This window comes from Pseudomonas chlororaphis subsp. chlororaphis (assembly GCF_003945765.1).
Taxonomy (GTDB): domain Bacteria; phylum Pseudomonadota; class Gammaproteobacteria; order Pseudomonadales; family Pseudomonadaceae; genus Aquipseudomonas; species Aquipseudomonas chlororaphis.
This window is the reverse complement of record NZ_CP027712.1, coordinates 6791582-6808187: the sequence shown is the minus strand read 5'-3', so window position 1 is coordinate 6808187 and position 16606 is coordinate 6791582. Positions and strand designations below refer to the sequence as shown.

At 57.1% G+C, this 16606-nt stretch carries 18 protein-coding genes; all 18 read left to right on the top strand.

Translation table 11 applies throughout. The features are described 5' to 3' along the window. The first annotated feature begins 567 nt into the window (after window positions 1-567). The 18 genes from rpmH to C4K27_RS31045 all read left to right on the top strand — a co-directional run bounded on the left by rpmH (window position 568) and on the right by C4K27_RS31045 (window position 16588). Complete coding sequence (rpmH, locus tag C4K27_RS31135; protein WP_003213577.1) at window positions 568-702, top strand: 50S ribosomal protein L34; 135 nt, start codon at window positions 568-570, stop codon at window positions 700-702. A gap of 16 nt (window positions 703-718) precedes the next feature. Next, window positions 719-1120: a ribonuclease P protein component gene (rnpA, locus tag C4K27_RS31130; protein ID WP_009041465.1), complete on the top strand. Its 402-nt coding sequence runs from the start codon at window positions 719-721 to the stop codon at window positions 1118-1120. Further along, the gene (gene yidD / locus C4K27_RS31125; RefSeq protein ID WP_010465488.1) at window positions 1113-1358 is read left to right on the top strand and encodes a membrane protein insertion efficiency factor YidD; all 246 of its coding nucleotides are present in this window, start codon (window positions 1113-1115) and stop codon (window positions 1356-1358) included. Before rnpA ends, yidD begins: the two co-directional genes overlap by 8 nt. A gap of 2 nt (window positions 1359-1360) precedes the next feature. Further along, window positions 1361-3043: a membrane protein insertase YidC gene (yidC, locus tag C4K27_RS31120; protein ID WP_053263211.1), complete on the top strand. Its 1683-nt coding sequence runs from the start codon at window positions 1361-1363 to the stop codon at window positions 3041-3043. A 91-nt stretch (window positions 3044-3134) separates the two neighbouring features. After that, complete coding sequence (gene mnmE / locus C4K27_RS31115; protein WP_053263210.1) at window positions 3135-4505, top strand: tRNA uridine-5-carboxymethylaminomethyl(34) synthesis GTPase MnmE; 1371 nt, start codon at window positions 3135-3137, stop codon at window positions 4503-4505. A gap of 583 nt (window positions 4506-5088) precedes the next feature. Beyond that, window positions 5089-6987: a tRNA uridine-5-carboxymethylaminomethyl(34) synthesis enzyme MnmG gene (gene mnmG / locus C4K27_RS31105; protein ID WP_053263278.1), complete on the top strand. Its 1899-nt coding sequence runs from the start codon at window positions 5089-5091 to the stop codon at window positions 6985-6987. Next, window positions 6984-7628: a 16S rRNA (guanine(527)-N(7))-methyltransferase RsmG gene (gene rsmG, locus C4K27_RS31100; RefSeq protein WP_007924492.1), complete on the top strand. Its 645-nt coding sequence runs from the start codon at window positions 6984-6986 to the stop codon at window positions 7626-7628. The genes mnmG and rsmG overlap by 4 nt, the downstream gene beginning before the upstream one ends. Before the next feature lie 18 nt (window positions 7629-7646). After that, window positions 7647-8444 carry a ParA family protein gene (locus C4K27_RS31095; RefSeq protein WP_007924494.1) on the top strand — a complete coding sequence of 266 codons (798 nt, stop codon included), beginning with the start codon at window positions 7647-7649 and terminating at the stop codon, window positions 8442-8444. 9 nt (window positions 8445-8453) lie between these two features. Then, window positions 8454-9326, top strand: a complete 873-nt coding sequence (locus tag C4K27_RS31090) for a ParB/RepB/Spo0J family partition protein (RefSeq protein ID WP_007924496.1) — start codon at window positions 8454-8456, stop codon at window positions 9324-9326. Window positions 9327-9474: 148 nt separating this feature from the next. Next, entirely contained in the window at window positions 9475-9882 is a 408-nt protein-coding gene (locus tag C4K27_RS31085) for a F0F1 ATP synthase subunit I (protein ID WP_053263209.1), read from the top strand. A 16-nt stretch (window positions 9883-9898) separates the two neighbouring features. Next, on the top strand, window positions 9899-10768 hold the full coding sequence (atpB, locus tag C4K27_RS31080) for a F0F1 ATP synthase subunit A (protein WP_025806879.1): 870 nt from the start codon (window positions 9899-9901) through the stop codon (window positions 10766-10768). Window positions 10769-10901: 133 nt separating this feature from the next. Then, on the top strand, window positions 10902-11159 hold the full coding sequence (gene atpE, locus C4K27_RS31075; protein ID WP_002555987.1) for a F0F1 ATP synthase subunit C: 258 nt from the start codon (window positions 10902-10904) through the stop codon (window positions 11157-11159). A 57-nt stretch (window positions 11160-11216) separates the two neighbouring features. After that, the gene (locus C4K27_RS31070) at window positions 11217-11687 is read left to right on the top strand and encodes a F0F1 ATP synthase subunit B (RefSeq protein WP_007924504.1); all 471 of its coding nucleotides are present in this window, start codon (window positions 11217-11219) and stop codon (window positions 11685-11687) included. A gap of 12 nt (window positions 11688-11699) precedes the next feature. Then, on the top strand, window positions 11700-12236 hold the full coding sequence (locus tag C4K27_RS31065; protein WP_007924505.1) for a F0F1 ATP synthase subunit delta: 537 nt from the start codon (window positions 11700-11702) through the stop codon (window positions 12234-12236). A gap of 21 nt (window positions 12237-12257) precedes the next feature. Further along, a complete protein-coding gene (atpA, locus tag C4K27_RS31060) occupies window positions 12258-13802 on the top strand; it encodes a F0F1 ATP synthase subunit alpha (RefSeq protein ID WP_007924506.1) in 1545 nt (514 codons plus the stop codon). Between the two features lie 50 nt (window positions 13803-13852). After that, window positions 13853-14713: a F0F1 ATP synthase subunit gamma gene (gene atpG / locus C4K27_RS31055; protein WP_007924507.1), complete on the top strand. Its 861-nt coding sequence runs from the start codon at window positions 13853-13855 to the stop codon at window positions 14711-14713. Between the two features lie 27 nt (window positions 14714-14740). Then, window positions 14741-16117 (top strand): F0F1 ATP synthase subunit beta, encoded by a 1377-nt coding sequence (gene atpD, locus C4K27_RS31050; RefSeq protein ID WP_007924510.1) that lies wholly within the window; start codon window positions 14741-14743, stop codon window positions 16115-16117. Between the two features lie 45 nt (window positions 16118-16162). Continuing rightward, window positions 16163-16588 (top strand): F0F1 ATP synthase subunit epsilon, encoded by a 426-nt coding sequence (locus C4K27_RS31045; protein ID WP_007924512.1) that lies wholly within the window; start codon window positions 16163-16165, stop codon window positions 16586-16588. Window positions 16589-16606 lie beyond the last annotated feature (18 nt).

The window sequence follows — 16606 nt, the reverse complement described above, 5'->3', positions numbered from 1 at the left end:
GGATATCCCCTAAGTTGAAAGCCGGTGAGGCAAAAACAAGCCGCCATTGTAGCGACCAGACGCACACTTATCCACATGTAGGTTGATCACAGGGCACTATGAATCAACGCTTTATCCCGAAAAAACACGACCAATGGTATGTGCATAAGCTCTGTGGATAACCATGCCTGAGGGCATTGCACAACTGGGGGCGAAAATCGGTGGATAACCTGCTTGTGGATAACTCACCTTTCCACACACAGCTTTTCCGATAGCGCAGCACAGGCAGAGCACCGTTTCTCGACAGTGTTGTCATTCTCTGTACACCACGGTCTACAAGGGCTGAATGTAGTTATCCACAAATAGAGGCATCCCTAGCCTTTATAAGCTTTACAGAAAAGCTTTAAATAATTCCCTTCTTTATTTTTATATCTGGCTGACTGGGTTCTTCAGTCTTCGATGTGGACATACCCAGACAAAGGAAAAGCTGGTTGGAAATTGACCTAGAGGCTTGCTTTCTCTAGAATCGCCGATCTCTTAAAACGGGGGCCATTCCGGCCCGTTGTGGACGAACCAGGTAACACGACAATGAAACGTACTTTCCAACCAAGCACTATCAAACGCGCTCGTACCCACGGTTTCCGTGCTCGCATGGCTACCAAGAACGGTCGTGCCGTCCTGTCGCGTCGTCGCGCCAAAGGTCGTGCGCGTCTGGCAGTTTGATACTCCGGCACTGGAGGTGAGTCAGGACTTCAGTCGGGAAAAGCGTCTGCTTACCCCCCGGCATTTCAAGGCAGTCTTTGACTCCCCTACCGGCAAGGTTCCGGGGAAAAATCTCCTGCTCCTTGCGCGCAACAACGATCTGGATCATCCCCGTCTGGGGCTGGTTATCGGAAAAAAGAGCGTCAAGCTCTCCGTTGAGCGCAATCGCCTCAAACGTCTGATGCGCGAATCGTTTCGCCTGCACCAGGATGCTCTGGTCGGCTGGGACATCGTTATCGTCGCGCGCAAAGGTTTGGGCGATGTAGAAAACCCCGAATTGATTCAGCATTTCGACAAGCTCTGGAAGCGTTTGGCCCGTAACAAGCCGGCACCAGCAGCCAAACCCGAAACTGTAGGGGTAGACAGCCCGAATGCGTAAACTGGCACTCGTTCCGATCCAGTTTTATCGCTATGCCATTAGTCCTCTGATGGCCAGTCACTGTCGTTTCTACCCCAGCTGTTCCTGCTACGCGTATGAAGCCATCGAAAATCATGGCCTTCTGCGCGGTGGCTGGCTGACCTTTCGTCGTTTAGGTCGCTGTCATCCGTGGAATCCCGGTGGTTATGACCCGGTTCCACCTATCCCTACCTCCCGTTCTTCTTCGATGGCCGAGTAATCATGGATATTAAACGCACGATCCTGATCGTCGCCCTGGCAATCGTGTCCTACGTCATGGTTCTTAAGTGGAACCAGGATTATGGCCAGGCTGCCCTGCCGACTCAGAATGTTGCTGCCAACACCGCCACCCCGGCTCTACCGGATACGCCTGTTGGTAACAATGCTTCCGCCAGTGCCGATGTACCCAGCGCGAATACTGATACCAGCACCCCTACCGAAACTCCGGTAGCGGCAAGCAAAGACCTCATCCAGGTAAAAACGGATGTGCTCGATCTGGCTATCGATCCTCAAGGTGGTGATATCGCCCAGCTGAAGCTGCCGCTGTATCCACGTCGCCAGGACCATCCGGAAATTCCGTTCCAGCTGTTCGATAACGGTGGCGAACGTACTTATCTGGCGCAAAGCGGCCTGACCGGTACCAACGGCCCGGATGCCCGTCCTGCCGGACGCCCGGTTTACTCGGCCGAAAAAAAGACTTTTCAACTGGCTGACGGCCAGAATCAGCTGAATGTCGACCTGAAATTCAGCGACGCCGGCGTCAACTACATCAAGCGTTTCACCTTTACCCGCGGTCTGTACGATCTGAAAGTCACCTATCTGATCGACAACACCAGCGACAAGGCCTGGACTGGCAACCTGTTTGCCCAGCTCAAACGCGACGCCAGCTCCGATCCTTCTTCCAGCACCGCCACCGGCACCGCGACTTACCTGGGCGCCGCCCTGTGGACAAGTTCCGAGCCGTACAAAAAAGTGTCGATGAAAGATATCGACAAGGGCTCGCTGAAAGAAACCGTGCAAGGTGGCTGGGTTGCCTGGCTGCAACACTACTTCGTGACCGCCTGGATCCCGGCGAAGAACGAAAGCAACGTGGTGCAGACCCGCAAAGACAACCAAGGCAACTACATCATCGGTTTCACCGGCCCGGCGCTGACCGTTGCACCAGGTGCCAAGGCTGAAACCACCGCCACTCTGTACGCCGGTCCGAAAAGCCAGGCCGTGCTGAAAGAGTTGTCCCCAGGTCTGGAATTGACTGTCGACTACGGCATTCTGTGGTTCATTGCCCAGCCGATCTTCTGGCTACTGCAACATATCCACAGCATTGTGGGTAACTGGGGTTGGTCGATCATCTTCCTGACCATGCTGATCAAGGGGATCTTCTTCCCACTGTCGGCGGCCAGCTACAAATCCATGGCGCGCATGCGTGCAGTGGCGCCGAAACTGGCGGCTCTGAAAGAGCAACATGGCGACGACCGGCAGAAAATGTCGCAAGCCATGATGGAGCTTTACAAGAAAGAGAAGATCAATCCGCTGGGTGGTTGCTTGCCAATCCTCGTGCAGATGCCGGTGTTCCTGTCCTTGTACTGGGTACTCCTGGAAAGCGTGGAAATGCGCCAGGCACCGTTCATGCTGTGGATTACCGACCTGTCGATCAAGGATCCGTTCTTCATCCTGCCGATCATCATGGGCGCCACCATGTTCATCCAGCAGCAACTGAACCCGACTCCTCCGGATCCGATGCAGGCCAAGGTGATGAAAATGATGCCAATCATCTTCACCTTCTTCTTCCTGTGGTTCCCGGCGGGCCTGGTGCTGTACTGGGTGGTGAACAACTGCCTGTCGATCGCCCAACAGTGGTACATCACACGTAAGATCGAAGCGGCTACCAAGAAAGCAGCTGCCTGACCTACTCTGTGGATAACCACTCAAAACGCCCCCTAGTGGGGCGTTTTGCTATCTGTCACTTTTGTCTGCCTCTTTATGTCTGGAGCGGGTTATGAATGTCCCTCGTGAAACCATCGCAGCCGTAGCCACCGCCCAGGGGCGCGGTGGTGTGGGCATCGTGCGTATTTCCGGACCGTTGGCCAATGTCGCCGCCAAGGCCATCAGCGGCCGCGAGCTGAAACCGCGTTACGCCCATTACGGGCCGTTTTTCAGCGATCGGAACGAAGTCCTGGATGAGGGGATCGCCTTGTATTTCCCGGGGCCGAACTCCTTTACCGGCGAAGACGTGCTGGAACTTCAGGGCCACGGCGGCCCGATCGTCCTGGATATGTTGCTGCAGCGTTGCCTGCAGCTGGGATGCCGCCTGGCCCGGCCGGGGGAATTCAGCGAGCGCGCGTTCCTCAACGACAAGCTCGACCTGGCCCAGGCCGAAGCCATCGCCGACCTGATCGAAGCCAGTTCCGCACAGGCCGCGCGCAATGCCTTGCGCTCTTTGCAGGGGGCATTCTCCAAGCGTGTGCATAACCTGACCGAGCAATTGATCGCGCTGCGCATCTACGTCGAGGCGGCCATTGATTTTCCCGAGGAAGAAATTGACTTCCTGGCCGATGGCCATGTCCTGCAGATGCTCGACGCGGTGCGTGACGAGTTATCCACCGTGGTCCGCGAAGCCGGGCAGGGCGCCTTGCTGCGTGACGGCATGACCGTGGTCATCGCTGGCCGGCCCAACGCTGGCAAGTCCAGCCTGCTCAATGCCCTGGCCGGACGCGAAGCGGCGATTGTCACCGAGATCGCCGGCACCACCCGGGATGTGCTGCGAGAACATATCCACATCGACGGCATGCCGTTGCACGTTGTGGATACCGCGGGGTTGCGCGATACCGAAGACCAGGTGGAAAAGATCGGCGTGGAACGTGCCCTCAAGGCCATTGGCGAGGCCGATCGCGTATTGCTGGTGGTCGACGCCACGGCTCCGGAAGCGCTGGACCCCTTTGCCTTGTGGCCGGAGTTCCTGGAACTGCGGCCGGATCCGGCGAAAGTCACGCTGATCCGCAACAAGGCCGACCTGACCAACGAAGCGATCGCCCTGGAGGTCAGCGACGATGGCCACGTGACTATCAGCCTCAGTGCCAAGGCAGGCGGCGAGGGCCTGGAACTGCTGCGTGAGCACCTCAAGGCCTGCATGGGTTACGAACAGACTTCCGAAAGCAGCTTCAGTGCACGCAGGCGTCACCTGGAAGCCCTGCACCACGCCAGCGACGCGCTTGAGCATGGCCGTGCGCAACTGACCCTGGCCGGCGCCGGCGAGCTGCTGGCTGAAGACCTGCGCCAGGCCCAGCAATCCCTGGGAGAAATTACCGGCGCTTTCAGCTCGGACGACCTGCTAGGCCGGATCTTCTCCAGCTTCTGCATCGGTAAATAACCCCAGAGCAGCCGTTCGACGGCTTGGTTGCTTGTGATGCTCATGACGGTGTTCCGCCGGCATCACAGGCAAACCCGCTCCTGCAATCCCTCGTACTCCCCATCATTTCCAAGTTTGTCGGGCGCAATTGGGCGCTCCGGCGGATTTCTTGTGGCCGCCGTTTGGTCGGACGAGCTTTTTCTGTGGATTAAGCCCTGTGAATAACTGCCCTTAGGCTCAGTTGATAACAGAGCGTCAAAACTGAGGAAAACCCGCTCTGTGGATAAGCAGCACTTTAATCCACAGGCTTACACCGGTTATCCAAGGGCCTCGTTGCCACCTAACCACAGACTTTTGAATCTCTGTACACATTGAAAACAAAGGGCTGTATGAATCTATCCACAGATAGGTCGGTGCCTAAGAATAAACATAAAAACAAAGATTTAATAAATTTCTTTCTTTTTAATTTCTATTGTCCGTGAGTCATCCACAGCTGGTTAAATTTTGTGCAAAGGGTTCTTTAGGAAGGGCGAAGACCCTATACTTGTCCGTTATCCCAAGAACCCATCCTTTTTTACCCATATAAGCAGGCACGAGGTGCGTGGTGGATTTCCCTTCCCGTTTTGAAGTGATCGTCATCGGCGGCGGTCATGCCGGTACCGAGGCAGCACTTGCATCAGCACGCATGGGGGTAAAAACCCTGTTGCTGACGCACAACGTGGAAACCCTCGGAGCAATGAGCTGCAATCCCGCGATTGGCGGGATCGGTAAAAGTCATCTGGTCAAAGAAATCGACGCTCTCGGCGGTGCGATGGCCATGGCTACCGATAAAGGTGGTATTCAGTTTCGGGTGTTGAACAGCCGTAAAGGCCCAGCCGTGCGTGCTACCCGCGCCCAGGCCGACCGTATTCTGTACAAGGCTGCTGTCCGCGAAATCCTGGAAAACCAGCCGAACCTGTGGATATTTCAACAGGCAGCGGATGACCTGATCGTCGAACAAGACCAGGTCCGCGGCGTAGTGACCCAAATGGGCCTGCGTTTCTTCGCCGAATCCGTGGTGTTGACCACCGGTACCTTCCTCGGCGGACTTATCCACATCGGGTTGCAGAATTATTCCGGCGGTCGTGCCGGTGATCCGCCGTCGATCGCTCTGGCTCGCCGTCTGCGCGAATTGCCTCTGCGTGTGGGCCGCCTGAAAACCGGTACGCCACCGCGCATCGATGGCCGGTCTGTGGATTTCTCGGTGATGACCGAGCAACCGGGCGATACGCCGATCCCGGTCATGTCTTTCCTGGGCAACAAGGAACAACATCCGCGGCAGGTCAGTTGCTGGATTACTCATACCAATGCGCGGACTCACGAAATCATCGCTGCAAACCTCGACCGTTCGCCGATGTATTCCGATGCCGGCTCGATCGAGGGCATCGGCCCGCGCTACTGCCCGTCGATCGAAGACAAGATCCATCGCTTTGCCGACAAGGAAAGCCATCAGGTCTTCATCGAGCCGGAAGGCCTGACCACTCACGAGCTGTACCCGAACGGAATATCCACAAGCCTGCCGTTCGATGTGCAGTTGCAGATCGTGCAATCGATCCGCGGCATGGAAAACGCGCACATCGTGCGTCCCGGCTATGCCATCGAGTACGACTACTTCGATCCGCGCGACCTGAAGTACAGCCTGGAAACCAAAGTGATCGGCGGCCTGTTCTTTGCCGGCCAGATCAACGGCACCACCGGTTACGAAGAAGCCGGCGCCCAGGGTTTGCTCGCCGGTGCCAACGCCGCATTGCGCGCGCAGGGCAAAGACAGCTGGTGCCCGCGTCGCGATGAAGCCTACATCGGTGTGTTGGTCGACGACCTGATTACCCTGGGAACCCAGGAACCGTATCGGATGTTTACATCCCGTGCTGAATACCGCCTGATCCTGCGCGAAGACAATGCCGACCTGCGCCTGACCGAAAAAGGTCGGGAACTGGGCCTGGTGGACGATGTCCGTTGGGCCGCGTTCTGCAAAAAACGCGAAGGTATTGCCCTGGAAGAGCAACGCCTGAAAAGCACTTGGGTTCGTCCGGGTACCGAGCAGGGTGATGCGATCGCCGAAAAGTTCGGCACACCGCTGACCCATGAGTACAACTTGCTGAATCTGCTGAGCCGTCCGGAAATCGACTACGCTGGTCTGGTCGAAGTGACCGGGCAGGGCGCAGAAGATCCACAGGTCGCCGAGCAGGTCGAGATCAAGACCAAGTACGCCGGCTACATCGATCGCCAGCAGGACGAAATCGCTCGTCTGCGGGCCAGCGAAGACACCAAGCTGCCTGTGGATATCGACTACAGCAACATTTCCGGTCTCTCGAAAGAGATCCAGAGCAAGCTCGGCGCCACGCGTCCTGAAACCCTGGGCCAGGCTTCGCGGATTCCGGGCGTGACCCCAGCAGCGATTTCGCTGTTGATGATTCACTTGAAAAAACGCGGCGCGGGCCGTCAGTTGGAGCAAAGCGCTTGAGTTCGCAGGTCACCTCGCAACATGCAGAAGAGTTATCCACAGGTGCTCGCCAACTCGGTGTCAACCTGACAGAAGCCCAGCACGAGTTGCTGCTGGGTTATCTGGCCCTGCTGATCAAATGGAACAAGGCTTACAACCTGACCGCAGTACGCGATCCGGATGAAATGGTCTCGCGTCATCTGCTCGATAGCCTGAGCGTGATGTCGTTCATCGAAAACGGCCGCTGGCTGGACGTTGGCAGCGGCGGCGGGATGCCGGGCATTCCATTGGCTATCCTGTTTCCGGATTCGCAAGTGACCTGTCTGGACAGCAATGGCAAGAAAACCCGCTTCCTGACCCAGGTCAAACTGGAACTGAAGCTGGATAACCTGCAAGTTATCCACAGTCGTGTCGAAGCTTTCCAGCCGCAGCAGCCATTCAACGGGATCATTTCCCGGGCATTCAGTAGCATGGAGAACTTCACCAACTGGACTCGCCACCTCGGCGACCGCGATACACGTTGGCTGGCAATGAAGGGCGTTCATCCCGCCGATGAGCTGGTAGCATTGCCGGCAGACTTCCACCTCGATAGCGAACACGCCCTGGCCGTACCCGGTTGCCAAGGCCAACGCCATCTGCTGATACTGCGCCGCACGGCATGATTGGGAACACAAGCAAGAATGGCTAAGGTATTCGCGATAGCGAACCAGAAAGGTGGTGTGGGCAAGACCACCACCTGCATCAACCTCGCAGCATCGCTGGTTGCTACCAAGCGCCGGGTGCTGTTGATCGATCTCGATCCACAGGGCAACGCCACCATGGGTAGCGGTGTGGATAAACATGGCCTGGAAAATTCGGTCTACGACCTGCTGATCGGCGAATGCGATCTGGCCCAGGCCATGCATTACTCCGAGCACGGCGGTTATCAACTGCTGCCGGCGAACCGCGACCTGACCGCCGCGGAAGTGGTTCTGCTGGAAATGCAGATGAAGGAAAGCCGTCTGCGCAGTGCCCTGGCGCCGATCCGGGAAAACTACGATTACATTCTGATCGACTGCCCGCCGTCGCTGTCGATGCTTACGCTCAATGCTTTGGTCGCCGCCGATGGGGTCATTATCCCCATGCAGTGCGAGTACTTCGCTCTCGAAGGGCTGAGCGACCTTGTGGATAACATCAAGCGCATCTCCGAATTGCTCAATCCGAACCTCAAGGTCGAAGGCTTGCTGCGGACCATGTACGACCCGCGCCTGAGCCTGATGAATGATGTTTCCGCGCAACTCAAGGAACACTTCGGCGATCAGCTGTACGACACAGTGATCCCACGCAACATCCGTCTGGCGGAAGCCCCCAGTTATGGCATGCCGGCGTTGGTCTACGACAAACAGTCGCGCGGTGCCATCGCCTATCTGGCCCTTGCTGGCGAGATGGTTCGTCGGCAACGGAAAAATTCACGCGCAGCTGCTGCCCAGCCAACTTAAGGAATCCCCATGGCCGTCAAGAAACGAGGTCTCGGACGTGGACTGGATGCACTGTTGAGTGGTCCGACTGTCAGCTCGCTGGAAGAACAAGCGGTTCAAGCCGATGTGCGTGAGCTGCAACATTTGCCGCTGGACCTGATCCAGCGCGGCAAGTATCAGCCGCGCCGGGACATGGACCCTCAGGCGCTGGAAGAATTGGCGAGCTCGATCAAGACTCAGGGCGTGATGCAGCCAATCGTGGTGCGTCCGATCGGTTCCGGCCGTTTTGAAATCATCGCCGGCGAGCGCCGCTGGCGCGCCAGCCAGCAGGCGGGTCAGGAAACCATTCCGGCGATGGTCCGCGATGTGCCCGACGAAACCGCCATCGCCATGGCGCTGATCGAGAATATCCAGCGCGAAGATCTCAATCCCATCGAGGAAGCGGTTGCCCTGCAGCGCCTGCAGCAGGAATTCCAGCTGACTCAGCAGCAGGTTGCCGAGGCTGTGGGTAAGTCCCGTGTCACTGTAGCCAACTTGCTGCGCCTGATCGCTTTGCCTGAAGTGATCAAGACCATGCTGTCCCACGGCGACCTGGAAATGGGTCATGCCCGTGCCTTGCTGGGTTTGCCGGAAAATCAACAGGTTGAAGGGGCGCGACACGTTGTCGCACGCGGCCTCACCGTACGCCAGACCGAAGCCTTGGTTCGCCAGTGGTTGAGTGGCAAACAGCAGCCTGCCGAACCTGTCAAACCCGACCCGGATATCGCGCGCCTGGAGCAACGCCTGGCCGAGCGCCTAGGCTCTGCGGTGCAGATTCGTCACGGAAAGAAAGGGAAAGGTCAGTTGGTGATCGGGTATAACTCCCTCGATGAGCTTCAAGGCGTCCTTGCACACATCCGCTGAAACATTTCCTCATGTAGCGTGCAGTCGGAAATCACTACCCGGCAGTTGAATAGGGGCTGAACCGCCCCTATACTCTGCGCGCATTTTGTCGGCACAAATTATGCCAAGTTATTGAATTCTGGCAGCCGACCCATGAGGAGCAAGAGTGATGGAAACCCGCACGCCAAACCGCTTGCCGTTCCATCGCTTGGCGGTTTTCCCGGTTTTATTGGCTCAGTTGGTCGTTTTATTGCTGGCCGCCTTGGCGCTCTGGCATTGGCATGGAGTCGTAGCCGGATACTCAGGCCTTTGTGGGGGACTGATAGCCTTGCTCCCCAATGTGTATTTCGCTCATAGGGCATTTCGGTTTTCCGGCGCCCGAGCAGCTCAAGCCATCGTCCGGTCTTTTTATGCCGGCGAGGCGGGCAAACTGATTTTGACGGCAGTGCTCTTTGCATTGACGTTCGCAGGTGTGAAGCCATTGGCGCCGCTAACTGTATTCGGCGTCTTCGTGCTGACCCAACTGGTCAGCTGGTTCGCTCCCCTGCTTATGAGAACAAGACTTTCGAGACCTTAGGGCGTTTGAGGCAACCATGGCAGAAACAACCGCTTCGGGCTATATCCAGCACCACTTGCAGAACCTGACCTTCGGTCAGCTACCTAATGGCGGCTGGGGCTTTGCCCACACCGCAGCAGAAGCCAAAGAAATGGGCTTCTGGGCATTCCACGTCGATACTCTCGGCTGGTCTGTGGCGTTGGGTCTGATCTTCGTTCTTCTTTTCCGCATGGCGGCCAAGAAGGCAACTTCTGGTCAGCCAGGTGCTTTGCAGAACTTCGTTGAAGTATTGGTCCAGTTCGTCGATGGCAGCGTGAAAGACAGCTTCCATGGCCGTAGCCCAGTGATTGCACCGCTGGCACTGACCATCTTCGTCTGGGTGTTCCTGATGAACGCCATCGACCTGATCCCGGTCGACTGGATTCCTCAGCTGGCCATCCTGATCTCCGGCGATGCGCACATTCCTTTCCGTGCCGTGTCGACTACCGACCCGAACGCCACGCTGGCCATGGCCTTCTCGGTGTTCGCACTGATCATTTTCTACAGCATCAAGATCAAGGGCATCGGCGGTTTCATCGGCGAACTGACCCTGCACCCGTTCGGCAGCAAGAATATCTTTATTCAAGCGCTGCTGATTCCGGTGAACTTCCTGCTTGAATTCGTGACGCTGATCGCCAAGCCAATCTCTCTGGCACTTCGTCTGTTCGGCAACATGTACGCTGGCGAACTGGTGTTCATCCTGATCGCCGTGATGTTCGGCAGCGGCCTGCTCTGGCTCAGCGGCCTGGGCGTGGTGCTGCAATGGGCGTGGGCTGTGTTCCACATCCTGATCATCACCCTGCAAGCGTTTATCTTCATGATGCTGACCATCGTCTACCTGTCGATGGCACACGAAGAGAACCATTAAGACCGGTCTCGACCAGTCTGATGTCCCTCCCGGTCAAACGGGAGGGGGCCCGTCTAGGGCACGATGAAACGATTTGTTTTACCGCTTTAATCTAAAAAACCTAAACCATACGACGTAAAAGTCGGGAGGAAAGATGGAAACTGTAGTTGGTCTAACCGCTATCGCTGTTGCACTGTTGATCGGCCTGGGCGCACTGGGTACCGCAATTGGTTTCGGCCTGTTGGGCGGCAAGTTCCTGGAAGGCGCTGCGCGTCAGCCAGAAATGGTTCCAATGCTGCAAGTTAAAATGTTCATCGTTGCCGGCCTGCTCGACGCCGTAACCATGATCGGCGTTGGTATCGCTCTGTTCTTCACCTTCGCGAACCCCTTCGTTGGTCAACTCGCTGGCTAATCACTCGAATTTTCGAGTTGATTGGTGTGATGGACAACGAACGAGCGAGGTGTTGGCGTGAACATTAATGCAACCCTGATTGGCCAGTCCGTTGCGTTCTTCATTTTTGTACTGTTTTGCATGAAGTTCGTGTGGCCTCCGGTCATCGCGGCTTTGCACGAACGTCAGAAGAAGATCGCGGATGGACTGGACGCTGCCAGCCGAGCAGCTCGCGACCTGGAACTGGCCCAAGAGAAAGCGGGTCAGCAACTGCGCGAAGCAAAAGCTCAGGCAGCCGAAATCATTGAGCAAGCCAAGAAACGCGGTAACCAGATCGTCGAAGAGGCTGTTGAAAAAGCCCGTGTCGACGCTGACCGTGTGAAGGTTCAGGCTCAGGCCGAGATCGAGCAGGAACTGAACAGTGTCAAAGACGCGCTGCGTGCCCAACTGGGTGTGCTGGCCGTTGGCGGCGCCGAGAAGATCCTGGGTGCCACAATCGATCAAAACGCGCACGCGGAGCTGGTTAACAAACTGGCTGCTGAAATTTAAGCGAGGGCGATCATGGCAGAACTGACCACGTTGGCCCGACCTTACGCTAAGGCGGCCTTCGAGCACGCTCAGGCCCACCAGCAACTGGCCTCTTGGTCAGCCATGCTCGGCCTGGCTGCAGCAGTGTCGCAAGACGACACCATGCGGCGCGTGCTCAAGGCCCCGCGACTGACGAGCGCAGACAAGGCCGCCACGTTTATCGACGTGTGCGGCGACAAGTTCGATGCCAAGGCACAGAATTTCATCCACGTCGTTGCCGAAAACGACCGTCTCCTGCTTCTGCCGGAGATCGCCGCCCTGTTCGACCTGTACAAGGCCGAGCAAGAGAAGTCGGTAGATGTGGAAGTCACCAGTGCTTTTGCGTTGAACCAAGAACAGCAAGACAAACTCGCCAAGGTTCTCAGTGCACGACTCGACCGGGAAGTGCGCCTGCAAGTTGCGGAGGACGCTGCCCTGATTGGTGGTGTCGTCATCCGCGCCGGCGACCTGGTTATCGATGGCTCGATTCGCGGCAAAATCGCGAAACTTGCCGAAGCATTGAAATCTTGAGTTTGAAGGGGCAGCAGAGCAATGCAGCAACTCAATCCTTCCGAAATAAGTGAAATTATCAAGGGCCGCATCGAAAAGCTCGATGTGACCTCCCAAGCCCGTAACGAAGGCACTGTCGTCAGCGTTTCTGACGGTATCGTGCGGATTCACGGTCTGGCCGACGTCATGTACGGCGAGATGATCGAGTTTCCGGGCGGTGTCTACGGTATGGCACTCAACCTTGAGCAAGACTCCGTAGGTGCCGTTGTACTGGGCGCATACACGACTCTGGCTGAAGGCATGAGCGCCAAGTGCACCGGCCGCATCCTCGAAGTTCCGGTTGGTAAGGAACTGCTGGGTCGCGTAGTCGACGCACTGGGTAACCCAGTTGACGGCAAAGGTCCGCTGAACAACACCGAGACCGACGCGGTCGAGAAAGTTGCTCCAGGCGTGATCTGGCGTAAGTCGGTAGACCAGCCTGTACAGACTGGCTACAAGGCTGTCGATGCCATGATCCCTGTCGGCCGTGGCCAGCGTGAGCTGATCATCGGTGACCGTCAGATCGGTAAGACCGCTCTGGCGATCGACGCGATCATCAACCAGAAAGACAGCGGCATCTTCTGCGTATACGTGGCTATCGGTCAGAAACAATCGACCATCGCCAACGTTGTTCGCAAGCTGGAAGAAAACGGCGCTCTGGCCAACACCATCATCGTGGCTGCCAGTGCTTCCGAATCCGCTGCCCTGCAATTCCTGGCACCGTACTCCGGTTGCACCATGGGCGAATTCTTCCGCGACCGCGGTGAAGACGCGCTGATCGTTTATGACGATCTGTCCAAGCAAGCAGTGGCTTACCGCCAGATTTCCCTGCTGCTGCGCCGTCCACCAGGCCGTGAAGCTTACCCAGGCGACGTGTTCTATCTCCACTCCCGTCTGCTGGAGCGCGCATCCCGCGTTTCGGAAGAGTACGTAGAGAAGTTCACCAACGGCGCGGTAACTGGCAAGACCGGTTCCCTGACCGCACTGCCGATCATCGAAACCCAGGCTGGCGACGTTTCCGCGTTCGTTCCGACCAACGTGATTTCCATCACCGACGGTCAGATCTTCCTGGAATCGGCCATGTTCAACTCCGGCATCCGCCCGGCAGTGAACGCCGGTGTTTCGGTATCCCGTGTAGGTGGTGCCGCTCAGACCAAGATCATCAAGAAGCTGTCCGGTGGTATCCGTACCGCTCTGGCTCAGTACCGTGAACTGGCGGCATTCGCCCAGTTCGCTTCTGACCTGGACGAAGCGACCCGTAAGCAACTTGAACACGGTCAGCGCGTTACCGAGCTGATGAAGCAGAAGCAATACGCGCCTATGTCCATCGCTGACATGTCGCTGTCGCTGTATGCCGCTGAACGTGGGTTCCTGACTGACGTCGAAATCGCCAAGATCGGTAGCTTCGAACAAGCGCTGATTGCTTACTTCAACCGCGATCACGCCGATTTGATGGCGAAGATCAACGTGAAGGGTGACTTCAATGACGAAATCGACGCTGGCCTGAAAGCCGGTATCGAGAAGTTCAAGGCCACCCAAACCTGGTAAGCCGCAGCGGGGGCCGCGAGGCTCCCGCTTGCTAACCTGATAGGTGTTACATGGCAGGCGCAAAAGAGATTCGCAGTAAGATTGCGAGCATCAAAAGCACGCAAAAGATTACCAGCGCCATGGAAAAAGTGGCGGTCAGCAAAATGCGCAAGGCACAAATGCGCATGGCTGCTAGCCGTCCTTACGCGGAGCGCATCCGCCAGGTTATTGGTCATCTGGCCAACGCCAACCCGGAATATCGCCACCCGTTCATGATCGACCGCGCAATCAAGCGCGTCGGTTATATCGTGGTGAGCAGTGACCGTGGTCTGTGCGGTGGTTTGAATACCAACCTGTTCAAGGCTTTGGTCAAGGACATGGCGGTAAACCGCGAAAATGGCGTCGAGATCGATCTGTGCGTGGTAGGCAGCAAAGGTGCGGCTTTCTTCCGTAACTTCGGCGGTAACGTCGTCGCTGCAATCAGCCACCTGGGTGAAGAGCCGTCGATCAATGACCTGATCGGCAGCGTCAAGGTGATGCTGGATGCCTACCTGGACGGCCGGATTGACCGCCTGTCCGTGGTGTCCAACAAGTTCATCAACACCATGACGCAACAGCCTACGGTGGAGCAGTTGATTCCGCTGGTGGCAACCCCGGATCAAGAACTCAAGCACCACTGGGACTATCTCTACGAACCGGACGCCAAAGAGCTGCTTGACGGCTTGATGGTTCGCTACGTGGAGTCGCAGGTCTACCAGGCGGTGGTCGAGAACAACGCGGCTGAACAAGCTGCGCGGATGATCGCGATGAAGAACGCTACCGACAACGCCGGTGATTTGATCAGCGATTTGCAGCTGATCTACAACAAGGCGCGTCAGGCTGCGATCACCCAAGAGATCTCGGAAATCGTCGGCGGCGCTGCCGCGGTTTAACGGTTCAAATATTCAGAGGATCCAGCTATGAGTAGCGGACGTATCGTTCAAATCATCGGCGCCGTTATCGACGTGGAATTTCCACGCGACAGCGTACCGAGCATCTACGACGCCTTGAAGGTTCAAGGCGCCGAAACCACTCTGGAAGTTCAGCAGCAGCTGGGCGACGGCGTGGTACGTACCATTGCGATGGGCTCCACCGAGGGCTTGAAGCGCGGTCTGGACGTCAACAACACTGGCGCAGCCATCTCCGTACCGGTCGGTAAAGCGACCCTGGGCCGGATCATGGACGTACTGGGCAACCCGATCGACGAAGCTGGCCCGATCGGCGAAGAAGAGCGTTGGGGCATTCACCGTCCTGCGCCGTCCTTCGCTGAACAAGCTGGTGGCAACGACCTCCTGGAAACCGGCATCAAGGTTATCGACCTGGTTTGCCCGTTCGCCAAGGGCGGTAAAGTCGGTCTGTTCGGTGGTGCCGGTGTGGGCAAGACCGTAAACATGATGGAACTGATCCGTAACATCGCCATCGAGCACAGCGGTTATTCCGTGTTCGCCGGTGTGGGTGAGCGTACTCGTGAGGGTAACGACTTCTACCACGAGATGAAGGATTCCAACGTTCTGGACAAAGTGGCACTGGTATACGGCCAGATGAACGAGCCGCCGGGAAACCGTCTGCGCGTAGCTCTGACCGGCCTGACCATGGCCGAGAAGTTCCGTGACGAAGGTAACGACGTTCTGCTGTTCGTCGACAACATCTATCGTTACACCCTGGCCGGTACCGAAGTATCCGCACTGCTGGGCCGTATGCCTTCCGCAGTAGGTTACCAGCCGACCCTGGCTGAAGAGATGGGCGTTCTGCAAGAACGTATCACTTCGACCAAGCAAGGCTCGATCACCTCGATCCAAGCGGTATACGTACCTGCGGACGACTTGACCGACCCGTCGCCAGCGACCACCTTCGCCCACTTGGACGCCACAGTCGTACTGTCCCGTGACATCGCTTCCCTGGGTATCTACCCAGCGGTAGATCCACTGGACTCGACTTCCCGTCAGCTGGACCCGAACGTGATCGGCAACGAGCACTACGAAACCGCTCGCGGCGTTCAGTACGTGCTGCAGCGCTACAAAGAGCTGAAGGACATCATTGCGATCCTGGGTATGGACGAACTGTCCGAAGCCGACAAGCAACTGGTATCCCGCGCTCGTAAGATCCAGCGCTTCCTGTCGCAGCCGTTCTTCGTGGCTGAAGTCTTCACTGGTTCTCCAGGCAAATACGTTTCCCTGAAAGACACCATCGCTGGCTTCAAAGGCATCCTCAACGGTGACTACGACCACCTGCCAGAACAAGCGTTCTACATGGTCGGCGGCATCGAAGAAGCGATCGAGAAAGCCAAGAAACTGTAATCCCGGCGCCCGGCAACGGGCGCTAATTTAGGTTGAGGCAAGCAGATGGCTATGACAGTCCATTGCGATATCGTCAGCGCGGAAGGAGAAATCTTCTCCGGTCTGGTCGAGATGGTGATCGCACACGGCGAGCTGGGGGATCTTGGTATCGCCCTGGGTCACGCTCCGCTGATCACTAATCTGAAACCAGGTCCGATCCGCTTGATCAAGCAGGGCGGGGAAACCGAGGTGTTCTACATCTCCGGTGGTTTCCTCGAGGTTCAGCCGAACATGGTCAAGGTTCTTGCCGACACCGTGCAGCGTGCTGCCGACCTGGACGAAGCCTCCGCTCAGGAAGCCGTCAAGGCTGCTGAGAAGGCCCTGAATGAAAAAGGCGCAGATTTCGACTACGGTTCTGCTGCTGCACGTCTGGCCGAGGCCGCAGCCCAGCTGCGCACCGTCCAGCAGATCCGCAAGAAGTTCGGCGGCTAAGCCGCGGGATTTCCGCGC

Excerpts from the sequence above, each read along its gene's own strand:
- atpE (WP_002555987.1), top strand. The coding sequence starts at position 10,902 with ATGGAAACTGTAGTTGGTCTAACCGCTATCGCTGTTGCACTGTTGATC.
- mnmE (WP_053263210.1), top strand. The coding sequence starts at position 3,135 with ATGAATGTCCCTCGTGAAACCATCGCAGCCGTAGCCACCGCCCAGGGG.
- C4K27_RS31065 (WP_007924505.1), top strand. The coding sequence starts at position 11,700 with ATGGCAGAACTGACCACGTTGGCCCGACCTTACGCTAAGGCGGCCTTC.
- yidC (WP_053263211.1), top strand. The coding sequence starts at position 1,361 with ATGGATATTAAACGCACGATCCTGATCGTCGCCCTGGCAATCGTGTCC.
- C4K27_RS31085 (WP_053263209.1), top strand. The coding sequence starts at position 9,475 with ATGGAAACCCGCACGCCAAACCGCTTGCCGTTCCATCGCTTGGCGGTT.
- atpG (WP_007924507.1), top strand. The coding sequence starts at position 13,853 with ATGGCAGGCGCAAAAGAGATTCGCAGTAAGATTGCGAGCATCAAAAGC.
- atpB (WP_025806879.1), top strand. The coding sequence starts at position 9,899 with ATGGCAGAAACAACCGCTTCGGGCTATATCCAGCACCACTTGCAGAAC.
- C4K27_RS31045 (WP_007924512.1), top strand. The coding sequence starts at position 16,163 with ATGGCTATGACAGTCCATTGCGATATCGTCAGCGCGGAAGGAGAAATC.
- C4K27_RS31095 (WP_007924494.1), top strand. The coding sequence starts at position 7,647 with ATGGCTAAGGTATTCGCGATAGCGAACCAGAAAGGTGGTGTGGGCAAG.
- rpmH (WP_003213577.1), top strand. The coding sequence starts at position 568 with ATGAAACGTACTTTCCAACCAAGCACTATCAAACGCGCTCGTACCCAC.
- atpA (WP_007924506.1), top strand. The coding sequence starts at position 12,258 with ATGCAGCAACTCAATCCTTCCGAAATAAGTGAAATTATCAAGGGCCGC.
- C4K27_RS31090 (WP_007924496.1), top strand. The coding sequence starts at position 8,454 with ATGGCCGTCAAGAAACGAGGTCTCGGACGTGGACTGGATGCACTGTTG.
- atpD (WP_007924510.1), top strand. The coding sequence starts at position 14,741 with ATGAGTAGCGGACGTATCGTTCAAATCATCGGCGCCGTTATCGACGTG.
- yidD (WP_010465488.1), top strand. The coding sequence starts at position 1,113 with ATGCGTAAACTGGCACTCGTTCCGATCCAGTTTTATCGCTATGCCATT.